The 20,595-nt window shown below is 63.9% G+C and carries 18 protein-coding genes; 9 read left to right on the top strand and 9 right to left on the bottom strand.

Annotated features, from left to right (window positions below; genetic code table 11):
* Positions 1-513 precede the first annotated feature (513 nt).
* Together TO66_RS04515 and TO66_RS04520 are read right to left on the bottom strand one after the other, a co-directional pair.
* Positions 514-1,077, bottom strand: coding sequence for a cupin domain-containing protein (locus TO66_RS04515; protein WP_044461198.1), 564 nt, complete (start codon positions 1,075-1,077; stop codon positions 514-516).
* A gap of 209 nt (positions 1,078-1,286) precedes the next feature.
* Positions 1,287-1,994 (bottom strand): SIMPL domain-containing protein, encoded by a 708-nt coding sequence (locus TO66_RS04520; protein ID WP_044461199.1) that lies wholly within the window; start codon positions 1,992-1,994, stop codon positions 1,287-1,289.
* Between the two features lie 289 nt (positions 1,995-2,283).
* Here TO66_RS04520 and TO66_RS04525 point away from each other — a divergent pair, with 289 nt between their 5' ends.
* The 4 genes from TO66_RS04525 to TO66_RS04540 all read left to right on the top strand — a co-directional run bounded on the left by TO66_RS04525 (position 2,284) and on the right by TO66_RS04540 (position 6,741).
* Entirely contained in the window at positions 2,284-3,546 is a 1,263-nt protein-coding gene (locus TO66_RS04525; protein WP_044461200.1) for an ATP-binding protein, read from the top strand.
* Positions 3,539-4,099, top strand: a complete 561-nt coding sequence (locus TO66_RS04530) for a response regulator transcription factor (RefSeq protein ID WP_044461201.1) — start codon at positions 3,539-3,541, stop codon at positions 4,097-4,099. The genes TO66_RS04525 and TO66_RS04530 overlap by 8 nt, the downstream gene beginning before the upstream one ends.
* A 97-nt stretch (positions 4,100-4,196) precedes the next feature.
* Complete coding sequence (locus tag TO66_RS04535) at positions 4,197-5,924, top strand: ABC transporter ATP-binding protein/permease (protein WP_044461202.1); 1,728 nt, start codon at positions 4,197-4,199, stop codon at positions 5,922-5,924.
* Between the two features lie 67 nt (positions 5,925-5,991).
* A complete protein-coding gene (locus tag TO66_RS04540) occupies positions 5,992-6,741 on the top strand; it encodes a FadR/GntR family transcriptional regulator (protein WP_044461203.1) in 750 nt (249 codons plus the stop codon).
* 133 nt (positions 6,742-6,874) lie between these two features.
* On the opposite strand, the gene TO66_RS04545 is transcribed toward TO66_RS04540, so the two are convergent.
* Positions 6,875-7,066, bottom strand: coding sequence for a hypothetical protein (locus tag TO66_RS04545; protein ID WP_044465947.1), 192 nt, complete (start codon positions 7,064-7,066; stop codon positions 6,875-6,877).
* A 13-nt stretch (positions 7,067-7,079) separates the two neighbouring features.
* Positions 7,080-8,717 carry a hypothetical protein gene (locus TO66_RS04550; RefSeq protein WP_044461204.1) on the bottom strand — a complete coding sequence of 546 codons (1,638 nt, stop codon included), beginning with the start codon at positions 8,715-8,717 and terminating at the stop codon, positions 7,080-7,082.
* A 236-nt stretch (positions 8,718-8,953) separates the two neighbouring features.
* On the opposite strand from TO66_RS04550, the gene kdgD reads away from it, so the two are divergent.
* The 5 genes from kdgD to TO66_RS04575 all read left to right on the top strand — a co-directional run bounded on the left by kdgD (position 8,954) and on the right by TO66_RS04575 (position 15,604).
* Complete coding sequence (gene kdgD / locus TO66_RS04555; protein WP_044461205.1) at positions 8,954-9,865, top strand: 5-dehydro-4-deoxyglucarate dehydratase; 912 nt, start codon at positions 8,954-8,956, stop codon at positions 9,863-9,865.
* Positions 9,866-9,931: 66 nt separating this feature from the next.
* Positions 9,932-11,377, top strand: coding sequence for an aldehyde dehydrogenase family protein (locus TO66_RS04560; protein ID WP_044461206.1), 1,446 nt, complete (start codon positions 9,932-9,934; stop codon positions 11,375-11,377).
* Positions 11,378-11,475: 98 nt separating this feature from the next.
* Positions 11,476-12,837 carry an MFS transporter gene (locus TO66_RS04565; RefSeq protein ID WP_044461207.1) on the top strand — a complete coding sequence of 454 codons (1,362 nt, stop codon included), beginning with the start codon at positions 11,476-11,478 and terminating at the stop codon, positions 12,835-12,837.
* A 12-nt stretch (positions 12,838-12,849) separates the two neighbouring features.
* Positions 12,850-14,403 carry a galactarate dehydratase gene (garD, locus tag TO66_RS04570; protein WP_044461208.1) on the top strand — a complete coding sequence of 518 codons (1,554 nt, stop codon included), beginning with the start codon at positions 12,850-12,852 and terminating at the stop codon, positions 14,401-14,403.
* A gap of 259 nt (positions 14,404-14,662) precedes the next feature.
* Positions 14,663-15,604, top strand: a complete 942-nt coding sequence (locus TO66_RS04575) for an AEC family transporter (protein WP_044461209.1) — start codon at positions 14,663-14,665, stop codon at positions 15,602-15,604.
* A gap of 88 nt (positions 15,605-15,692) precedes the next feature.
* Here the strand turns inward: TO66_RS04575 and TO66_RS04580 are convergent, their stop codons facing one another.
* The 5 genes from TO66_RS04580 to gatA form a co-directional block, all read right to left on the bottom strand.
* The gene (locus tag TO66_RS04580) at positions 15,693-16,073 is read right to left on the bottom strand and encodes a carboxymuconolactone decarboxylase family protein (protein ID WP_044461210.1); all 381 of its coding nucleotides are present in this window, start codon (positions 16,071-16,073) and stop codon (positions 15,693-15,695) included.
* Positions 16,070-17,125: a calcium/sodium antiporter gene (locus TO66_RS04585; RefSeq protein ID WP_044461211.1), complete on the bottom strand. Its 1,056-nt coding sequence runs from the start codon at positions 17,123-17,125 to the stop codon at positions 16,070-16,072. The genes TO66_RS04580 and TO66_RS04585 overlap by 4 nt, the downstream gene beginning before the upstream one ends.
* A gap of 59 nt (positions 17,126-17,184) precedes the next feature.
* Positions 17,185-17,556 (bottom strand): septal ring lytic transglycosylase RlpA family protein, encoded by a 372-nt coding sequence (locus TO66_RS04590; RefSeq protein ID WP_044461212.1) that lies wholly within the window; start codon positions 17,554-17,556, stop codon positions 17,185-17,187.
* Between the two features lie 130 nt (positions 17,557-17,686).
* Positions 17,687-19,132, bottom strand: coding sequence for an Asp-tRNA(Asn)/Glu-tRNA(Gln) amidotransferase subunit GatB (gatB, locus tag TO66_RS04595; protein ID WP_044461213.1), 1,446 nt, complete (start codon positions 19,130-19,132; stop codon positions 17,687-17,689).
* A 10-nt stretch (positions 19,133-19,142) separates the two neighbouring features.
* Positions 19,143-20,594 carry an Asp-tRNA(Asn)/Glu-tRNA(Gln) amidotransferase subunit GatA gene (gatA, locus tag TO66_RS04600; RefSeq protein WP_044461214.1) on the bottom strand — a complete coding sequence of 484 codons (1,452 nt, stop codon included), beginning with the start codon at positions 20,592-20,594 and terminating at the stop codon, positions 19,143-19,145.
* Position 20,595: the final 1 nt, after the last annotated feature.

Below are 20,595 nucleotides of genomic sequence, written 5' to 3' on the forward strand. Positions count from 1 at the left end.
GCTGGCGACCGGCTTCTGTCGAACTGCCCGGCGTTGCCCGCCAGGCGCAAATGTTTCGCGCATTGGATTGACCGGATAAAACAGGGTGGTTTGCGGAGGGAGGCCGTGGAGAACGGTTGCCCGGGATCTTGGCGATGGCGAGTGCACAGCGCATCGGAAATCGTGGCTCGCAGTGAGGTTGTCACTGTGGAGGTTGCGGGTGGCGCATGGCAGTGGGATGCCGCGCATCAGCTCCGCTGTTTGCCAAACCTGGAGCGCAAAGGTCTTACGCATGCAAACCTCATTTTTTATTTTTCTGCAGCGTCTCTGAGGATTGGCCTTGTGGGCCGGGGCAACTCCCTTCTGGGGCGCCCTGTGCGGCGACGGCGATCGCTTGTCCTCGGGTTGAGTGACGATTCGCCGATGCCGAAATTAAGTCATGCTGAAATCGTGGTCAACGAAAATTAAGCGTGGCTAACATTTCTCTTCTGCCCGAAGTGTCTGTGGGGCTGTTCAGGCGGCTACGGGCCGGATTCAGGCCGCCGAATGGTCGTCGAACAGCCCCATGGTCGTGACGGTCAGGACTTCTGCCGGGCCGGCGCCGGCGTTGGCCAGGTAGTGGGGTTTGGTCGAGTCGAAGTGCACCGAGTCGCCGGGGCCGAGGGGATACTGGCGTCCCTCGATGGTGTAGACGATCTGCCCCGCCAGTACGTAGGCAAACTCGGCGCCATCATGGGAAATCAGCTCCGACTGGTAGCCCACCGGGATGTTCATCTTCACCGCGTTGATCAGGTTGCCGGGAAAGGAACTGGACAGCCGCTCGTAGGCCAGGGGCTGGCCTTCGATGGTGTAGCGCACCCGCTTGCCCTCGTGGGAGTCGGGTTGTGCCTGGGTCGGCTGGTCGAACAGGGCGTTCAGCGGAACGTTCAGGGACTTGGCGATGCTGACAAGGGAGGAGATCGAGACTCCGGTGAGGTTGCGTTCCGCCTGGGACAGGAAGCTCGCGGTCAGGCCGGATTCGCTGGCAATCTGGCGCAGGGTTTTCTTGGCGGCGCGGCGATAGCGACGCAGGCGTTCGCCGATGCGATCTGCGGTCATTGGAGAGACTCTTATAGGAAAGGCGCAGTATACCCGGCGGACATCAATGACGTTCGCCGGGAGCAGTACCGAGGTCCGCGACTTTAGCCGTCACCGGCATGGTCGAACTCGCCTCCCCGGGCGGGCGCTCGGGGAAAGGGTGGCTAGCAAAAGCGCGGTAACCCGGTGGTGTGCTGGAGGTTACCGCCCTTTGGGGGAGAGGGAAAAGGTTACTGCATCAGTACTTCGATCGAGCCGTCGGCGGTCATGCTCACCTGGCTGGTGCCGGCTTCGACTTCCGGGGTCACCGGGGCGGCATCCATGGCGGCGGCTTTCATCATCGGTCCGCGCAGGTACGGCTGTGGATAACCGTTACTGTTGAGGTTCAGGTTGACGATCTTGTAGCCCTTGCCGCCCAGCGCCTCGGTGGTCAGCTGCGCACGCGCCTTGAAGGCCTCGACCGCTTCCTTGAGCAGTTTGTCTTCGCTGGCCTTGCGGGTCGGGTCGGCGATGGCGAAGTCCATGCCGCCCATTTTCAGGTCGGTCAGCAGTTCGCCGGTGAGTTTGGACAGCGCGGCGAAGTCCGAGCTTTCCAGGCGCAGTTCCGCGCGTTCACGCCAGCCGGTGATTTTCTGGCCCTTGGTGTCGTAGATCGGGTAGCTGTTGCGGCTGCCCTGGCGCAGGGTGATGTCCTTGACCTGGCGCGCCTGGCCCAGGGCCTTGTTCATGGTGCTGGTGATTTCCGCGGCGAGCTTGGCCGGGTCGGTGTTCTGCGATTCGCTGTAGAGGGTGACGATCATCAGGTCGCGAGCCACTTCCTGGCTGACTTCGGCGCGCAGGGAAACCTGGTTGTAATGCAGTTCATCGGCGGCCAGGGCCGGCAGGCTGGCGAGGGTGCCGAGGGCGAGAAGGGCGGCGCTGCGACTGAATGTATGCATGAAAACTCCTTGAGTACGATCCGCAGGTATTGGGTCCCAGCCTGCGTGAAACCATCAGACTCTAGCTTTTATTGTCTGGTTCGGCTCATTACAACTTCTATACATCTATCGGCCTGAGGCTCATCGCGGGCAAGCCTCGCTCCTACAGGTATGCGGATCTGTAGGAGCGAGGCTTGCCCGCGATTGGCCGTCGCAGAAAACTGTGGCGGTTTGCCGCAGTTTTGCCTGTGCGGGCCACTGCTTGGTTATACTCGTCGCGATCCGCCTGGAGCGCTCATCAGGAGAGCTCATGCTCGCCCCCGTACAACTGCTTTCCGCTACGCGTCAGAACCTCTGGCGCCTGACTTTCATCCGCATCCTGGTTCTGGCCGCGCAGGCCGGTTCGGTGGGGCTCGCCTACTGGCTCGAGCTGTTGCCGCTGCCCTGGCTGCAACTGTGGGTGACCCTCGGCCTGTCGCTGATTCTGTGCACCTTCACCGCCATCCGCCTGCGCACTTCGTGGCCGGTCACCGAGCTGGAATATGCCGTGCAGTTGGCCTGCGACCTGTTTATCCACAGTGCGCTGCTGTATTTCTCCGGCGGCTCGACCAACCCCTTCGTGTCCTATTACCTAGTGCCGCTGACGATCGCCGCGGTGACCCTGCCATGGCGCTACTCGGTGATCCTCTCCGGCATCGCGCTGACCATGTACACCCTGCTGCTGGCCCAGTTCTACCCGCTGCAGACCTTCCCCATCGCCCGGGAAAACCTGCAGATCTACGGGATGTGGCTGAGTTTCGCCCTCGCTGCGGCGGTGATCACCTTCTTCGCCGCGAGGATGGCCGAGGAGCTGCGGCGCCAGGAAGAACTGCGGGCGATCCGCCGTGAGGAGGGCTTGCGCGATCAGCAATTGCTGGCCGTCGCGACCCAGGCCGCAGGCGCCGCCCATGAACTGGGGACGCCGCTGGCGACCATGAGCGTGCTGCTCAAGGAAATGCGCCAGGATCACCTCGACCCGATGTTGCAGGACGATCTCGGGGTGCTCCAGGATCAGGTGAAACTGTGCAAGGAAACCTTGCAGCAGTTGGTGCGGGCCGCCGAAGCCAATCGGCGGATGGCGGTGGAGATGCAGGACGTCACCGTCTGGCTGGACGAAGCGCTGAACCGCTGGCACCTGATGCGTCCCGAAGCCAGCTACCGTTTCCAGTTGCTGGGCCAGGGCCCGATGCCACGGCTGGCGCCGCCGCCGGACCTGACCCAGGCCTTGCTCAACCTGCTGAACAATGCCGCCGACGCCTGTCCGGAAGGCCTGGAAGTCCAGCTGGACTGGGACGCCGAGACCCTGACCATCAGCATTCGCGACCACGGCGCGGGTGTGCCGCTGGCCATCGCCGAGCAGATCGGCAAGCCGTTTTTTACCACCAAGGGCAAAGGTTTCGGCCTGGGCCTGTTTTTGAGCAAAGCCAGCGTGACACGCGCCGGCGGCTCAGTGAAACTCTACAGTCATGAGGAAGGCGGCACGCTCACCGAGCTGCGCCTGCCCCACGGCGCCCGAGGAGACCAACATGAGTGACGAAATCCAAGTCGAAGGCGAAGAACTGCCGCATTTGTTGCTGGTAGATGACGACGCCACCTTCACCCGGGTCATGGCGCGGGCCATGAGCCGCCGCGGTTTTCGTGTCAGCACCGCGGGTTCCGCCGAGGAAGGCCTGGCGCTGGCCCAGCAGGACCTGCCGGACTTCGCCGCGCTGGACCTGAAAATGGACGGCGACTCCGGCCTGGTGCTGCTGCCCAAGCTGCTCGAACTCGATCCGGAAATGCGCGTGGTGATCCTCACCGGCTATTCGAGCATCGCCACCGCGGTCGAAGCGATCAAGCGCGGTGCCTGCAACTACCTGTGCAAGCCGGCCGATGCCGACGACGTACTGGCCGCGCTGCTGTCCGAGCATGCCGACCTCGACAGCCTGGTGCCGGAAAATCCGATGTCGGTGGACCGCCTGCAGTGGGAACACATCCAGCGGGTACTGACCGAACACGAAGGCAATATCTCCGCCACTGCCCGGGCCCTGGGCATGCACCGTCGAACGCTGCAGCGCAAGTTGCAGAAACGCCCGGTCCGTCGCTGAACCGCGACTGAACGAATGTCCTCGGGACCCGTGAAAAAACGAGCCGATCCTCTATGATCGGCTCGATGCTTGTCCCCATCCCAATCGAGCCTTGATGATGAATCAGAACGCTGAATATTCCGCGGTCAACGATACTGTGCGCGGGCAGTTTTTCCGTCGGGTCTGGGAAATGACCACGCCCTATTGGCGCAGCGAAGAGAAGGGCAAGGCCTGGTTGCTGCTGTTCGCAGTGGTGGCCCTGACCCTGTTCAGCGTGGCGATCTCGGTGTGGATCAACAGCTGGTACAAGGACTTCTACAACGCCCTGCAAAAGAAGGACGAAGCGGCGTTCTGGCAATTGATCCTGTATTTCTGCGGGATTGCCGCGGTGGCTATCCTGGCGGCGGTCTACCGGCTTTACCTGACCCAGATGCTGACCATCCGCTGGCGCGCCTGGCTCACGGAAAAACACTTCGCCCGCTGGCTGGGGCACAAGAATTACTACCAGCTGGAGCAGGGCGGCTACACCGATAACCCCGACCAGCGGATTTCCGAAGACCTCAACAGTTTCACCACCAACACCCTGGGGCTCGCCCTGGGCCTGCTGCGTACCATCGTCAGCCTGGTGTCGTTCTCGATCATCCTCTGGGGGGTATCGGGCAGCATCGAAGTCTTCGGCTACACCATTCCCGGCTACATGTTCTGGTGCGCACTGGTGTATGCCGCCGTCGGCAGCTGGCTCACGCACTTGATCGGGCGGCGCCTGATCGGCTTGAACAACAACCAGCAACGCTTCGAGGCGGACCTGCGTTTTTCCATGGTGCGGGTGCGTGAGAACGCCGAGAGCATTGCCCTCTACAACGGCGAACCGAACGAGAACAAGCGACTGAGCAGCCGTTTCGGCATGGTCTGGCACAACTTCTGGGACATCATGAAGGTGTCCAAGCGCCTGACCTTCTTCACTTCGGGCTATGGCCAGATCGCGATCATTTTCCCCTTCATCGTCGCCGCCCCGCGTTACCTCACGGGCAAGATCGAACTGGGCGAGCTGATGCAGATCAACTCGGCCTTCGGCAACGTGCAGGAGAACTTCAGCTGGTTCATCACGGCTTACTCCGACCTCGCGGCCTGGCGTGCCACTTGCGATCGTCTGTTGAGCTTTCGCCAGGCGATGAATGAAAACGAAGAGCGGCCGCCGGCCATCGACGTGCAAAACCAGGGCGAAACCCTGCAGGTGGAGGATCTTGGCCTGGACCTGCCGGATGGCCGGCATCTGCTGGCCGGTGCCCGGATGACCGTGAACCCGGGCGAGCGCCTGATGCTCAGCGGTCGTTCCGGCAGCGGCAAGAGCACCTTGCTGCGGGCGATGGGGCGGCTATGGCCGGCTGGCCACGGCAGCATCCGCATGCCCAACCAGCGATACCTGTTCCTGCCGCAGAAGCCTTACCTGCCCATTGGCAGCCTGCGCGAAGCCTTGAGTTATCCACAGTCGGGAGACACCTACCCGCAAGAGCGTTATGCACAGGTGCTGGAAACCTGTCGCCTGCCGCATCTGGTGGCGCGCCTGGACGAGAGCAACCACTGGCAGCGCATGCTGTCGCCGGGCGAGCAGCAGCGCCTGGCCTTTGCCCGGGCCCTGCTCTACGCGCCGCAATGGCTGTACATGGACGAGGCCACTTCGGCCATGGACGAAGAAGACGAGGCGACGCTCTACCAGGCCCTGATCGACCAGTTGCCGGGGCTGAGCATCGTCAGTGTCGGCCACCGCAGCAGCCTCAAGCGTTTCCACCCGCGGCATATCCGTATCGAGCGCGGGCACCTGGTCGACCAGGCGGTGACGGCATAGTCAACGGTGATCGTACAACTTGGCTGAGCTATGATGCGCGATCAGTTTTCGGAGAAAGACCTTCATCATGGACAACCAGAACACGGCGCCACGCCTTCCCCGCAAGCGCCGTAGCCTCGCCCAGGAGCTGGTGACCGTGCTGTCGGAGCAGATCCGCGATGGCCTGCTCAAGCGCGGCGACAAGTTGCCCACCGAGGCGGCGATCATGGAAGCCCATGGTGTCAGCCGCACCGTGGTGCGCGAAGCCATTTCCCGGTTGCAGGCCGCCGGCCAGGTGGAAACCCGCCATGGCATCGGCACTTTCGTGCTCGACACGCCAAGCCCCAGCGGTTTCAGGATCGATCCGGCGACGGTGGTGACCTTGCGCGATGTGCTGGCGATTCTCGAGTTGCGCATCAGCCTGGAAGTGGAGTCGGCCGGGCTGGCCGCGCAGCGGCGCAGCACCGAGCAATTGGCGGCGATGCGGGCGGCGCTGGACGCCCTCAACGAAAGCGCGGCCCATGACAGCGATGCGGTGGCCTCGGATTTCCAGTTCCACCTGCACATTGCCCTGGCCACGGGCAACCGCTATTTCACGGACATCATGACCCACCTGGGGACCAGCATCATTCCGCGCACCCGCCTGAACTCGGCGCGCCTGGCCCACGACGACCAGCAGCATTACATGGGCCGCCTGAGCCGCGAGCATGAAGAAATCTATGAAGCCATTGCCCGCCAGGACTCGGACGCGGCCCGGGCAGCGATGCGTCTGCACCTGACCAACAGTCGCGAACGGCTGCGCCATGCCCATGAAGAGGCAGAGGCACAGCGCGGGTAAAGGCAACAGGCGCCATGCCGGGGAGGCTTGGCGCCTGTGGTCGGGCTGTCGCGGGCAAGTCGGAATCGCCGTCCGCTCGCTCCTACAAAAAACACTGCGGTCTTCTGTAGAAGCGAAGCTTGCTCGCGATGCTTTAGCGGCCGTCGAGAATGGAACGGTCCACTCTCACGGCCAGTTGCCCGGCGCCGGGTTTCGCATCGAAAGCCACACGGCCTTGCTGGTCGACAGTCGCCCGGGCGATAGGCGTGCCGTTGCGCAGCAGTTCCAGTGGTGCCCCTTGCAGGGATTGGCCCGAGGCCAGTTGCACAGTCAGATTGATAGCCATGTCGGTGTCCTTGTCAGGCATTGCGGTCGATGTAGGTGGTGGCGGTCTTGTCGATCGAGGCGATCAATTCCGGCGAGCCGCCGCGGAACTGGCGGAAAATGTTGCGTCCGCTGGAACCGCTGCCGGTGTCTGTCGGTACGTTCAGCGTCGGCTGGAAACGCTCGCTCAGTTCGGCATAGGCGGACCACGGGCCGATGTACGACTCGTTCAAGCCATTGGTGTAGCTGAAGGCGTAGCGCACGGCATGGCCCGGCAGCCAGTTGGGCGCGCTGGGCGTCTGGCTCTGCCAGCCATCGGCCTGGAGGGTCGGGGCAAGCGTGGGTGCCTCCAGGTAACCCGCCGGTTTATTGGGTTTGTAATCCTTGAGCAGCAGGTAGGTGCTCCAGCCCCACCAGTTGTCGATGGTCTTGCTGTCGTTCAGGTTGTTCACGTCACTGCGCCGCAGCACCTTGTCGCCTTGCATGACGAACAGCGGGGAAAAGTTGCCGCTCTTGGCCGCTTCCAGGTCCGGCAGCAGCTTCAGCGCGGTGAAGTTGCCAGGCGCCGGCGCCGTGCCGCTGAGGTAGCTCTCGAAGATCTCGTCGGCCGAGCGCTGTACCGCCAGCTTGACCTGCTTGCGGTTGTGGCTGTCGACGGTGTCGAAATAGCGTTTGTCGCCATAGGCATGCCAGCGATCGCCCTGGGCATTGCTGACATTGAGGCCGAACTTGCTGTCTTCGTCGTGCATGAAGCGGGTAATCAACGAACCCAGGTCGCTCGGTGTGACTACCGCCGCCAGCTGCTTGCGCGGCACCCGCACATGGCCGGCGGAGAACAGGTCGGTGAGGAAGTGGTCGGCGAAGGCGTTCATGGCGTAGGCCAGTTCCAGCTGCTTTTCGTCCGCGCTCTTGTGGGCCTGTACTGCTTGCTGCAGGGCAGCGGTGTGCCCGGCGATGTAGGCCAGCAGCGCCCACTCGCCGAAATGGTCGGCGTTGTTGGCGGCCAGTTTCAGGTAGCGGCCCAGGGGGAACAGGGCCGAGACGAAGCTGCCGCCGCCGGTGATCTTGTTCCACTCCTCGGACAACGTATCTCCGAGCGCGTCATAGGCTTCGTGGGGTTGCCGGCCTTCCTTGATCGCCTGGTTGGCCGCGACGATTTCCTTCTGCATGACCGCGAGGATCTGCTTCGCCTCGTCCCGGGCCGCTGGCAATACGGCGAGCGAGTTGAACGCGGCGGTAAAACGCTGCAGGCGATCCGCTGGCGTGGCACCTTCGCAGATCGGCTGGTCGGGAATGCCGTAGAAATCGCCGCCCAGGGCCACCACCTGACCGTAGGTCAGGGCCAGGCCGTTGGGCAGGTGCAATTCGACCTGCCAGGCGGGAATGGCCGGGGCATCCTTGACGAAGCGCAGCAGGGTGGCATCGCCGATAGCGGTGTGCTCGCCACCTTCGAAACGCAGCTGGGGCAAGGCTTTAGGGTTTTTGCCCGGGGCCGTCGGGAGAATCCCGGGCTTGTGGTACTTGAGGGTGTGATGGCCGTCGGCGATCAGCAGCAGATGGTCGCCGTCTCCTGAAATGGCGATGCCACGCTCAGTGAAAAGGCTGTCCAGGTCGGCGACGATCTGGCCTTTGGTGTGCAGCTGTTCCCGCTGCGGAGTGGGTAGACCTGACATTTCTAGCTCCTTGATATGTCATGGGTGTTTCGAGAATTTAACTGTATGGATGTACAGCTAAATTCGAGAATAAAGCAAAATCCCGACTCGTCAAGCAGGGGTTTTTTGCAGGGCATTTTCCCGGCGGGGGACGAATTGCGATTGACGATTGTCATTTTAGTTGTACGATGACCTACAACTTCGGCCAGGGCTGAGGTGTCTTTCCATCACAAACGTGTGTCCAGGGTGTTCGAAGAATGAATCCACAAGAACTGAAGTCCATCCTTTCCTCCGGCCTGCTGTCTTTCCCGGTGACCGATTTCGATGCCCGGGGCGATTTTCATCGCGCGGGCTACATCAAGCGCCTGGAATGGCTGGCCCCGTACGGTGCCTCGGCGCTGTTCGCGGCAGGCGGCACCGGTGAGTTTTTCTCCCTGGCGGCCAGCGAATATTCGGAAATCATCAAGACCGCGGTCGACACTTGCGCCACCAGCGTGCCGATCCTGGCCGGCGTCGGCGGCGCCACCCGCCAGGCCATCGAGTACGCCCAGGAAGCCGAGCGCCTGGGCGCCAAGGGGTTGTTGCTGCTGCCGCACTACCTGACCGAGGCCAGCCAGGATGGCGTTGCCGCCCACGTGGAGGCGGTGTGCAAGTCGGTGAAGATCGGCGTGGTGGTCTACAACCGCAACGTCTGCCGCCTGACCGCGCCGTTGCTGGAGCGCCTGGCCGAGCGTTGCCCGAACCTGATCGGCTACAAGGACGGCCTGGGCGATATCGAGTTGATGGTGTCGATCCGCCGGCGCCTGGGCGACCGCTTCAGCTACCTCGGCGGCCTGCCGACCGCCGAAGTCTATGCCGCGGCCTACAAGGCCCTCGGGGTGCCGGTGTATTCGTCGGCGGTATTCAACTTCATCCCGAAAACCGCGATGGACTTCTACCGCGCCATTGCCCGGGAAGACCACGCCACGGTCGGCAAGATCATCGACGACTTCTTCCTGCCGTACCTGGACATCCGCAACCGCAAGGCCGGTTACGCCGTGAGCATCGTCAAGGCCGGGGCGCGCATCGTCGGCCATGACGCCGGCCCGGTGCGGGCGCCGCTGACCGATCTGCTGCCGGAGGAATATGAAGCGCTGGCGGCGTTGATCGACGCCCAGGGCGCGCAGTGATCGATTCCCGAGGCCGCTGAGCGATCAGCGGCCTTTTGCCAAGGTTTTTCTGTAAGGAGAGGGCGCGTGGCACAGCAGAAACGTTTCGATAACTATATCGGCGGCCAATGGGTCGCCGGTGCCGACTATTCGACCAATATCAACCCATCCGAGTTGTCCGATGTCATCGGCGAATACGCCAAGGCCGACCTGGCCCAGGTACATGCCGCCATCGACGCCGCCCGCGCGGCGTTCGCGGCCTGGTCGACCTCCGGTATCCAGGCGCGCAGCGATGCGCTGGACAAGGTGGGCAGCGAGATCCTCGCCCGCCGCGAAGAGCTCGGCACCCTGCTGGCCCGGGAAGAGGGCAAGACCCTGCCCGAAGCCATTGGCGAGGTGACCCGCGCCGGCAATATCTTCAAGTTCTTCGCCGGCGAATGCCTGCGCCTGTCGGGGGATTACCTGCCGTCGGTGCGGCCGGGGGTCAATGTCGAGGTGACTCGCGAAGCCCTGGGCGTGGTCGGCCTGATCACCCCGTGGAACTTCCCGATCGCGATCCCGGCGTGGAAGATCGCCCCGGCCCTGGCCTACGGCAACTGCGTGGTGCTCAAGCCCGCCGAGCTGGTGCCGGGCTGCGCCTGGGCCCTGGCGGAAATCATCTCCCGCGCCGGCTTCCCGGCCGGGGTGTTCAACCTGGTGATGGGCAGCGGCCGGCTGGTCGGCGATGCCCTGGTCAACAGCCCGAAAGTCGACGGCATCAGCTTCACAGGTTCAGTGGGCGTGGGCCGGCAGATCGCCGTCAGTTGCGTGTCGCGCCAGGCCAAGGTGCAGCTGGAGATGGGTGGCAAGAACCCGCAGGTGATCCTCGACGATGCCGACCTCAAACAGGCGGTGGAGCTGGCGGCGCAGAGCGCCTTCTATTCCACCGGGCAGCGCTGCACCGCCTCCAGCCGCTTGATCGTCACCGCGGGCATCCACGACCGCTTCGTCGAGGCGCTGGCCGAGCGCATGCGCTCGATCAAGGTGGGCCATGCGCTGAGGAGCGGTATCGATATCGGTCCGGTGGTGTCCCAGGCGCAATTGGAACAGGACTTGAAATACATCGATATCGGCCAGGCCGAAGGCGCGCGGCTGGTCAGCGGTGGTGGCCTGGTGACCTGTGACACCGAAGGCTATTTCCTGGCGCCCACGCTGTTCGCGGACAGCGAGGCCTCGATGCGCATCAGCCGCGAGGAGATTTTCGGCCCGGTGGCCAACGTGGTGCGGGTGGCGGACTACGAGGCGGCGCTGGCCATGGCCAATGACACCGAGTTCGGCCTGTCGGCAGGGATCGCCACCACCTCGCTGAAGTACGCCAACCACTTCAAGCGCCATTCCCAGGCGGGGATGGTCATGGTCAACCTGCCGACGGCCGGCGTCGATTACCACGTACCTTTTGGCGGGCGCAAAGGTTCATCCTATGGATCCCGCGAGCAGGGTCGCTACGCGCAGGAGTTCTACACCGTGGTGAAGACCTCCTACATCGGATCGTAAGCCCGCTGTACCCCCGCCGGCCTTTGCCCGAGGCCCGGCGGGGTCGGTGAAAACCCATGTTTTACCCGCATAAAAATAACTAGTGGGAGTACATCCAAATGCAAGCGACCCAGCCGACTCGCGTCCGCTACCTGATCCTGCTCATGCTGTTCCTGGTGACCACGATCAACTACGCCGACCGGGCGACCATCGCCATCGCGGGCTCCAGCCTGCAAAAAGACCTCGGCATCGACGCCGTCACCCTCGGTTACATCTTTTCCGCGTTCGGTTGGGCCTATGTGGCGGGGCAAATCCCCGGCGGATGGCTGCTCGACCGTTTCGGCTCGAAGAAAATCTACGCCCTGAGCATTTTCACCTGGTCGCTGTTCACCGTGCTGCAAGGTTATGTCGGTGAGTTCGGCGTCTCCACCGCGGTGGTGGCGCTGTTCATGCTGCGCTTCCTGGTGGGCCTGGCCGAAGCGCCGTCCTTTCCCGGCAACGCGCGCATCGTCGCGGCCTGGTTCCCGACCACCGAGCGCGGCACGGCCTCGGCGATCTTCAATTCGGCGCAGTACTTCGCCACGGTGCTGTTCGCGCCGCTGATGGGCTGGATCGTCTATCGCTTCGGCTGGCAGCACGTGTTCATCGTGATGGGTGTCATCGGTATCGTCTTTTCGCTGATCTGGCTGAAGGTTATCCACAGCCCGCGCCAGCACCCGTTGATCAACGAGGCCGAGTTCAAGCACATCGCCGACAACGGCGGCATGGTCGACATGGACCAGGAGGTCCAGGGCAAACGCAGCGACGGCCCGAAATGGGACTACCTGCGCCAGCTGCTGACCAACCGCATGATGCTCGGCGTCTACCTGGGCCAGTACTGCATCAACGGCATCACCTACTTCTTCCTGACCTGGTTCCCGGTGTACCTGGTGCAGGAGCGCGGCATGACGATTCTCAAGGCGGGGTTCATCGCCTCGTTACCGGCCATCTGCGGTTTTATCGGTGGGGTGCTCGGTGGGGTGATTTCCGACTATCTGTTGCGCAAGGGCCATTCCCTGACCTTCGCGCGCAAGGCGCCGATCATCGCCGGACTGTTGGTCTCCAGCAGCATCGTGGCCTGCAACTATGTGCAGATCGAGTGGATGGTGGTGGGCTTCATGGCGCTGGCGTTTTTCGGCAAAGGCGTTGGGGCGCTCGGCTGGGCGGTGGTTTCCGATACCTCGCCCAAGCAGATCGCCGGCCTCAGCGGTGGCCTGTTCAACACCTTCGGCAACCTGGCCTCGATCACCACGCCGATCGTCATCGGCTACATCATCAGTTCCACCGGTTCGTTCAAGTGGGCGCTGGTGTTCGTCGGCTGCAACGCCCTGCTGGCGGTGTTCAGCTACCTGGTGATTGTCGGCCCGATCAAGCGCGTGGTGCTCAAGGAGCCACCGAGCAACGGTCCCGAGCTGAGCCAACTTTCCCAAGCGCATTCCTGAAGGGGCGGCGACATGCAGTTGATTGAACATGCCGATTCACCGCGCTACATCCGCTTGCACGAGCGGGATAACGTGGTGGTCGTGGTGAATGACCAGGGTGTGCCGGCGGGTACGGCGTTCGCCGACGGGCTGGTGACCGTGGAGTTCGTGCCGCAGAGCCACAAGGTGTTGCTGGAGGATCTGGCCGCCGGCGAGCCGGTGATCCGCTATGGCCAGGTCATCGGCTATGCCTTGCAGCCGATCCGGCGCGGCAGTTGGGTCAAGGAAGACCTGCTGCGCATGCCGAGTGCGCCGGCGCTGGACAGCCTGCCGCTGTCCACCGAGGTGCCGGCCGTGCAGGCGCCCCTGCAAGGTTTCACCTTCGAGGGCTATCGCAATGCCGACGGCACGGTGGGTACGCGCAATATCCTGGGGATCACCACCACGGTGCAGTGCGTGGCCGGGGTGCTCGATCACGCGGTCAAGCGGATCAAGGATGAACTCTTGCCGCGCTATCCCCATGTCGACGACGTGGTGGCGCTGACCCACAGCTATGGCTGCGGGGTGGCGATCACTGCCACCGATGCCTATATCCCGATCCGCACCGTGCGCAACCTGGCGCGCAACCCGAACCTGGGAGGCGAGGCGCTGGTGATCAGCCTGGGCTGCGAGAAATTGCAGGCCGGGCAGGTGATGCACGAGGACGACCCTTCGGTGGACCTCGGCGAACCCTGGCTGTATCGCTTGCAGGACGCCAGCCACGGCTTTGGCGAGATGATCGAGCAGATCATGGAGCTGGCCGAGGTGCGGCTGAAGAAACTCGACCAGCGTCGCCGGGAAACCGTGCCGGCCTCGGAACTGGTGCTCGGCATGCAGTGCGGCGGCAGCGATGCCTTTTCCGGGATCACCGCCAACCCGGCCTTGGGCTATGCCTCGGACCTGTTGTTGCGGGCTGGCGCGACGGTGATGTTTTCCGAGGTCACCGAAGTGCGCGATGCCATCTATCTGTTGACCTCGCGCGCCGAAACCCCGGAGGTGGCCCGGGAGCTGGTGCGCGAAATGGACTGGTACGACCGCTACCTGGCCAAGGGCGAGGCCGATCGCAGCGCCAACACCACTCCGGGCAACAAGAAGGGCGGGTTGTCGAACATCGTCGAGAAGTCCCTGGGGTCGATCGTCAAGTCCGGCAGCAGCGCGATCAATGGTGTGCTGGGGCCGGGCGAACGTTTCAGCCGCAAGGGCCTGATCTTCTGCGCGACCCCGGCCAGCGATTTCGTCTGCGGCACCCTGCAACTGGCGGCCGGGATGAACCTGCATGTGTTCACCACTGGGCGCGGCACCCCTTACGGCCTGGCGATGGCGCCGGTGGTCAAGGTCTCGACCCGTTCCGAGCTGGCCCGGCGCTGGCCGGACCTGATCGACATCGATGCCGGGCGTATCGCCACGGGGCGGGCGAGCATCGAGGAACTGGGCTGGGAGCTGTTCCACTTCTATCTGGACGTGGCCAGCGGCAAGCGGCAGACCTGGGCCGAGCGGCACAAGCTGCACAACGACATCACCCTGTTCAATCCGGCGCCCATCACCTGACCCGGGGCGCTGCCGCGGGCTACGATCCGACTGCGAAGTGGGCGCCGTGCTTGAGAGGGCCGAGGTCCTGCGGACCTATCGCAGCCTCGCCAGGGCTCGGCAGCGGCTACATCGAGTGTGTCTGCCGAGCGTGTGGCGTACACCCTGTAGCCGCAGCCGAGCCGCGTGTGGCTGCGATCGGCGCGCAGCGCGGGCGTGGCTTTTGAGCGCGGCGCGCTTATCATTGGGCGCCTGACGACAGGCTCAAGGTTGACCCGGCATGCTGGCCATTTTTCTCGAAACGCTGAATATCACCGCGCCGGTCTTCGCCATGCTGTTCCTCGGGCTGCTGCTCAAGCGCATCGCCTGGATCAACGACGGTTTTATCCACACCGCGTCGGCCCTGGTGTTCAACGTCACCATGCCGGCGCTGTTGTTTCTCGGCATCCTCCACGCCGACTTGCATTCGGCGCTCAAGCCAGGGCTGCTGATCTACTTCACCGTGGCCACCCTGGCCAGTTTTGCCTTCGCCTGGGGCTGGGCGATCTGGCGCTGCCCGCGGGAAGACCGGGGCATCTATACCCAGGGCGCGTTTCGCGGCAACAACGGAATCATCGGCCTGGCGCTGGCGGCCAGCATGTATGGCGACTACGGGATCTCCCTCGGGGCGGTCCTCGCGGCGCTGGTGATCCTGTTCTACAACACCCTGTCGACCATCGTCCTGGCGGTGTACAGCCCGGTGATCAAGTCAGATCCATGGAGCATCTGCAAAAGCGTGATCAGCAACCCGCTGATCATCAGCGTCCTGGCGGCCACGCCCTTTGCCATGTTCCAGATCGGCCTGCCGGCCTGGCTGGAGACCTCGGGCCAGTACCTGGCGCAGATGACCCTGCCGCTGGCGTTGATCTGCATCGGCGGCACCTTGTCCCTGGCGGCGCTGCGCCAGAGCGGCGACCTGGCGTTGAGTTCGAGCCTGATGAAGATGGTCGGCCTGCCGCTCATGGCCACCTTCGGCGCCTGGCTCTGCGGGTTCCGCGGGGCGGAGCTGGGGATCCTGTTCCTGTATTTCGGCAGCCCCACCGCCGCGGCGAGCTTTGTCATGGCCCGGGCGGCCAATGGCAATCATGAACTGGCGGCGGCGATCATCGTCATCACCACACTGATGGCGGCGGTGACCACCAATATCGGGATCTTCCTGCTGCAGTGGGGCGGGTGGATCTGACCCGGTACATGTAGGAGCGAGGCTTGCCCGCGATAGCGTTTTGTCTGACACACCGCTATCGCGGGCAAGCCTCGCTCCTACAGGGAAATCATTCTGCCTTCTGGTAGCTGTCGATCACTTCCTGGGCAGCACGGAACGCGTCGATCGCCGCCGGTACGCCGGCGTACACCGCGCAATGCAACAGCGCCTCGCGGATCTCTTCCACCGTGCAGCCGTTGTTCAGCGCGCCGCGAACGTGGCCCTTGAGTTCCTGCGGGCACTTGAGCGCGGTCAGGGCGGCGAGGGTGATCAGGCTGCGGGTCTTCAGCGGCAGGCCTTCGCGATTCCAGACACTGCCCCAGGCATGCTCGTTGACGAAGTCCTGCAGCGGCTGGCTGAACGCGGTGGCGTTGCCCAGGGCGCGATCGACGAAGGCGTCGCCCATCACTTGGCGGCGTACTTCCACGCCCGGCTTTTTGTTCTCGGTCATTGCGCTTCCCCTTTCTTGTGTTGGCGGCGCCAGGCTCGCAGCGAACTGAACAGCAGGAACGCCACCAGCACTGGCAGGACGAAAAACAGCATCAAGTCTTCCAGCTTGCCGGCCAGCGGCATGCCGGTGGTGAAAGACACCACATGCAGCCCGTAGGCCAGGTACAGGCCGAGAAACAGCAGGCCTTCGGCCCGGGTGACCCGATAGCCCGAATAAAACACCGGCAGGCACAGCACGGCGACACCGAGCATCACCGGCAGGTCGAAGTCCACGGCGTTGGGCGATACCGACAGGGGCGTCGGCGCCACCAGGGCGGTAAAGCCCAGGACCCCGAGCAGGTTGAACAGGTTGCTGCCGATGATGTTGCCCACGGCGATGTCGCGCTGGCCGCGCAGCGCGGCGATCAGCGAGGTGGCCAGGGCCGGCAGGGAAGTGCCGACGGCGACTATGGTCAGGCCGATGATGCGCTCGGACAGCCCCAGGTCGGTGGCGACCTCCACCGCCGCCTCGACCAGCAGATGCCCGGCGAGCACCAGCAGGAGCAGGCCGGCGATCATCCACAGCAGGCTGCTCAGCCAGTGGCGGCGGGGCGTATCGGTTGGCGCGTGGGCATGCGGGCGCACCGAGTGCCGCGACTGGCGCAGCAGCAGGCCCAGGTACAGGACCAGGGCGCCCAGCAGCACCAGGCCGTCGACGGGAGTCAGCTCTTCGTTATAGGCCAGGACGAACACCAGCAGGCTGGCGAGGATCATCAACGGGATGTCCAGGCGCACCAGCTGGCGCGAGACCCGCAGGGGAATGATCAGGGCGGACAGCCCGAGGGTCACCAGGATGTTGAAGATGCTGCTGCCGATCACGCTGCCGACGGCGATGTCGGTGTTTTCGGCCAGGGTCGCCTGCAGGCTGACCGCCATCTGCGGCGCGCTGCTGCCGAAGGCGACGATGCTCAGGCCAATGATCAGCGCACGCACATGCAGGCGTGCGGCGAGGCGCACCGCACCGCGCACCAGCAGTTCGGCGCCGGCCACCAGCAGGAGCAGGCCACTGAACAACTGCAGGACGCTGAACAGCGGTAAATCGGCTAGTCCGAAAATGGTCAGGGCTCCGTGGGTCAGTCGCTGAGGGCTTGCACGCGCACCTTCGCGGTGCCGCTGCGGATCATACCCAACTGCTGCGCGGCGGCACGCGACAAATCGATCAGCCGGCCGCGGGTATGCGGGCCGCGGTCGTTGATCCGGACCACGACGCTCTTGTCGTTATTGAGGTTGGTGACCTTGACGCGGGTGCCGAAGGGCAGTTCGCGATGGGCGGCGGTCATGCCGTGCTGGTTGAAGGGTTCGCCACTGGCGGTACGTTTGCCGTGGTGCTTGGCGCCGTAAAAGGACGCGGTGCCGGTCTGGTCGTAGCCGCGCGGGTCGATGACATGGCTGGCGCAGCCGGCCAGGAATGAAAAGAGGACCAGACAGCCCAGTAAGCGTTTCATCGATCGGGACCCCGAAAACAAATGTAGGAGCGAGCTTGCTCGCGATGGCGTTTTGTCTGAGACAACGCGATCGCGAACAAGCTCGCTCCTACAGGGGCGGAATTTGCAAACTCCGCCATCAACACTGCAGTCAGCCTTCGAGCTTGCTTTTCAGCAGTTCGTTCACTTGCTGCGGGTTGGCCTTGCCTTTGGAGGCCTTCATCGCCTGGCCGACGAAGAAGCCGAACATCTTGCCGCGCTTGGCTTCATCGGCCGCGCGGTACTGCTCGACCTGCTCGGCGTTGGCCGCGAGCATTTCGTCCAGTACGGCGGAGATGGCGCCGGTATCGGTGACCTGCTTGAGGCCGCGCTTGTCGATGATCTCGTCGGCGCTGCCTTCGCCGTTGGCCATGGCCTCGAACACCGTCTTGGCGATCTTGCCGGAGATGGTGTTGTCCTTGATGCGCAGCAGCATGCCGCCCAGTTGCTCGGCCGAGACCGGCGCCTCGTCGATGTCCAGGCCCTGCTTGTTCAGCAGGCTGCCCAGTTCGACCATCACCCAGTTGGCCGCCAGCTTGGCGTCGCCGGCGATGCGCGCGACCTGCTCGAAGTAGTCCGCCTGTTCGCGGCTCGAGGCCAGCACGCTGGCGTCGTAGACCGACAGGCCGAACTGCTCCTGGAAGCGCTCGCGTTTCTGTGGCGGCAGTTCCGGCAGGGTGGCGCGCACCTGGTCGAGGAACGAGTCCTCGATGACCACCGGCAGCAGGTCCGGGTCGGGGAAGTAACGATAGTCGTTGGCTTCTTCCTTGCTGCGCATCGGACGGGTCTCGTCCTTGTTCGGATCGTACAGGCGGGTCTGCTGGATCACCTTGCCGCCGTCTTCGATCAGGTCGATCTGGCGCTGGATTTCCGAGTTGATGGCTTTTTCGATGAAGCGGAACGAGTTGACGTTCTTGATCTCGCAGCGCGTGCCGAACTCGGCCTGGCCTTTCGGGCGGACCGACACGTTGCAGTCGCAACGCAGGGAGCCTTCGGCCATGTTGCCGTCGCAGATCCCCAGGTAGCGCACCAGGGCGTGGATCGACTTGACGTAGGCCACGGCTTCCTTGGCGCTGCGCATGTCCGGCTCGGAGACGATTTCCAGCAGCGGGGTGCCGGCGCGGTTCAGGTCGATGCCGCTGGCGCCGCTGAATTCTTCGTGCAGGCTCTTGCCGGCGTCCTCTTCAAGGTGCGCGCGGGTGATGCCGACCCGCTTGACCGTGCCGTCTTCCAGCGGGATGTCCAGGTGGCCCTTGCCGACGATCGGCAGTTCCATCTGGCTGATCTGGTAGCCCTTGGGCAGGTCCGGGTAGAAGTAGTTCTTGCGGGCGAACACGTTGTGCTGGCCGATCTCGGCGTCGATGGCCAGGCCGAACATGACCGCCATGCGCACCGCTTCCTGGTTCAGCACCGGCAGTACGCCGGGCATGCCCAGGTCCACCAGGCTGGCCTGGGTGTTGGGCTCGGCGCCGAACGCGTTGGCGCTACCGGAGAAAATCTTCGATTTGGTGGTGAGCTGGGTGTGAATCTCCAGCCCGATCACGACTTCCCATTGCATGTGTTTCTCCTCAGAAGCCGGTTGGTGTGCGGGTGTGCCAGTCAGTGTTCAACTGATACTGGTGGGCAACGTTCAACAGACGGCCTTCCTGGAAATACGGGGCGAGCAGTTGCACGCCGACCGGCAAGCCATCGACGAAGCCCGCGGGCATGGACAAGCCCGGCAGGCCCGCGAGGTTGGCGGTGATGGTGTAGACGTCTTCCAGATACGCAGCGACCGGGTCGCTGCTCTTGTCGCCGATTTTCCAGGCCGGGTTCGGCGTGGTCGGGCCAAGGATGATGTCGACTTCATTAAAGGCAGCCATGAAGTCGTTCTTGATCAGGCGACGGATCTTCTGCGCCTTCAGGTAGTAGGCGTCGTAGTAGCCGGCCGACAGCGCATAGGCGCCGACCATGATCCGGCGCTGCACTTCAGTGCCGAAGCCCTCGCCACGGGAACGCTTGTACAGGTCGGTGAGGTTCTTCGGCTCTTCGCAGCGATAGCCAAAACGCACGCCATCGAAACGCGACAGGTTGGAGGAAGCCTCCGCCGGTGCGATCACGTAGTACGCCGGGATGGCGTGCTGCATGTTCGGCAGGCTGATTTCCTTGATCACGGCGCCGAGCTTTTCCAGCTCCTTGACGCTGTTGTGGATCAGCTCGGCGATACGCGGGTCGAGGCCGGCGCCGAAGTATTCCTTGGGCACGCCGATGCGCAGGCCCTGCAGCGAGCCGTTGAGGCTGGCGCTATAGTCCGGCACGGGCTCGTCGATGCTGGTGGAGTCGTTCGGGTCGAAACCGGCCATGCCTTGCAGCAGCAGCGCGCAGTCTTCGGCGGTGCGGGCCAGCGGGCCGCCCTGGTCGAGGCTGGAGGCGTAGGCGATCATGCCCCAGCGCGAAACGCGACCGTAGGTCGGTTTCAGGCCGGTGAGGTTGGTCAGCGCCGCCGGCTGGCGGATCGAGCCGCCGGTGTCGGTGCCGGTGGCGGCAGGCAGCAGGCGCGCGGCGACCGCGGCCGCGGAACCGCCGGACGAGCCGCCCGGAACGCGTTCCAGGTTCCAGGGGTTCTTCGCCGCGCCGTAGTAACTGGTCTCGTTGCCCGAGCCCATGGCGAATTCGTCCATGTTGGTCTTGCCCAGGGTCACGGTGCCGGCTGCGGCCAGCTTGGCGACCACGGTGGCGTCGTAGGGCGCCTTGAAGTTGTCGAGCATCTTCGAGCCGCAGCTGGTGCGGATGCCCTGGGTGCAGAACAGGTCCTTGTGGGCGATCGGCGCGCCGAGCAGGGCACCGTTCTCACCGTTCGCGCGCCGCTCGTCAGCGGCCTTGGCCTGCTGCAGCGCGAGATCTTCGGTGAGGCTGATGAAGCTGTTGAGCTGCGGGTCGAGCTGGGTGATGCGCGCCAGCAGGGTCTTGGTCAGTTCTTCGGAGGAAAACTTCTTGTCGGCGAGTCCGCGGGCGATCTCGGCCAGAGTCATATGATGCATT

It is taken from the genome of Pseudomonas sp. MRSN 12121 (assembly GCF_000931465.1).
Classification (GTDB): Bacteria; Pseudomonadota; Gammaproteobacteria; order Pseudomonadales; family Pseudomonadaceae; genus Aquipseudomonas.

What these genes read in the sequence shown, in the direction of transcription:
- TO66_RS04515 (WP_044461198.1), bottom strand. Translation starts at nt 1,077, where the DNA reads ATGACCGCAGATCGCATCGGCGAACGCCTGCGTCGCTATCGCCGCGCC.
- TO66_RS04520 (WP_044461199.1), bottom strand. Translation starts at nt 1,994, where the DNA reads ATGCATACATTCAGTCGCAGCGCCGCCCTTCTCGCCCTCGGCACCCTC.
- TO66_RS04525 (WP_044461200.1), top strand. Translation starts at nt 2,284, where the DNA reads ATGCTCGCCCCCGTACAACTGCTTTCCGCTACGCGTCAGAACCTCTGG.
- TO66_RS04530 (WP_044461201.1), top strand. Translation starts at nt 3,539, where the DNA reads ATGAGTGACGAAATCCAAGTCGAAGGCGAAGAACTGCCGCATTTGTTG.
- TO66_RS04535 (WP_044461202.1), top strand. Translation starts at nt 4,197, where the DNA reads ATGAATCAGAACGCTGAATATTCCGCGGTCAACGATACTGTGCGCGGG.
- TO66_RS04540 (WP_044461203.1), top strand. Translation starts at nt 5,992, where the DNA reads ATGGACAACCAGAACACGGCGCCACGCCTTCCCCGCAAGCGCCGTAGC.
- TO66_RS04545 (WP_044465947.1), bottom strand. Translation starts at nt 7,066, where the DNA reads ATGGCTATCAATCTGACTGTGCAACTGGCCTCGGGCCAATCCCTGCAA.
- TO66_RS04550 (WP_044461204.1), bottom strand. Translation starts at nt 8,717, where the DNA reads ATGTCAGGTCTACCCACTCCGCAGCGGGAACAGCTGCACACCAAAGGC.
- kdgD (WP_044461205.1), top strand. Translation starts at nt 8,954, where the DNA reads ATGAATCCACAAGAACTGAAGTCCATCCTTTCCTCCGGCCTGCTGTCT.
- TO66_RS04565 (WP_044461207.1), top strand. Translation starts at nt 11,476, where the DNA reads ATGCAAGCGACCCAGCCGACTCGCGTCCGCTACCTGATCCTGCTCATG.
- garD (WP_044461208.1), top strand. Translation starts at nt 12,850, where the DNA reads ATGCAGTTGATTGAACATGCCGATTCACCGCGCTACATCCGCTTGCAC.
- TO66_RS04575 (WP_044461209.1), top strand. Translation starts at nt 14,663, where the DNA reads ATGCTGGCCATTTTTCTCGAAACGCTGAATATCACCGCGCCGGTCTTC.
- TO66_RS04580 (WP_044461210.1), bottom strand. Translation starts at nt 16,073, where the DNA reads ATGACCGAGAACAAAAAGCCGGGCGTGGAAGTACGCCGCCAAGTGATG.
- TO66_RS04590 (WP_044461212.1), bottom strand. Translation starts at nt 17,556, where the DNA reads ATGAAACGCTTACTGGGCTGTCTGGTCCTCTTTTCATTCCTGGCCGGC.
- gatB (WP_044461213.1), bottom strand. Translation starts at nt 19,132, where the DNA reads ATGCAATGGGAAGTCGTGATCGGGCTGGAGATTCACACCCAGCTCACC.
- gatA (WP_044461214.1), bottom strand. Translation starts at nt 20,594, where the DNA reads ATGCATCATATGACTCTGGCCGAGATCGCCCGCGGACTCGCCGACAAG.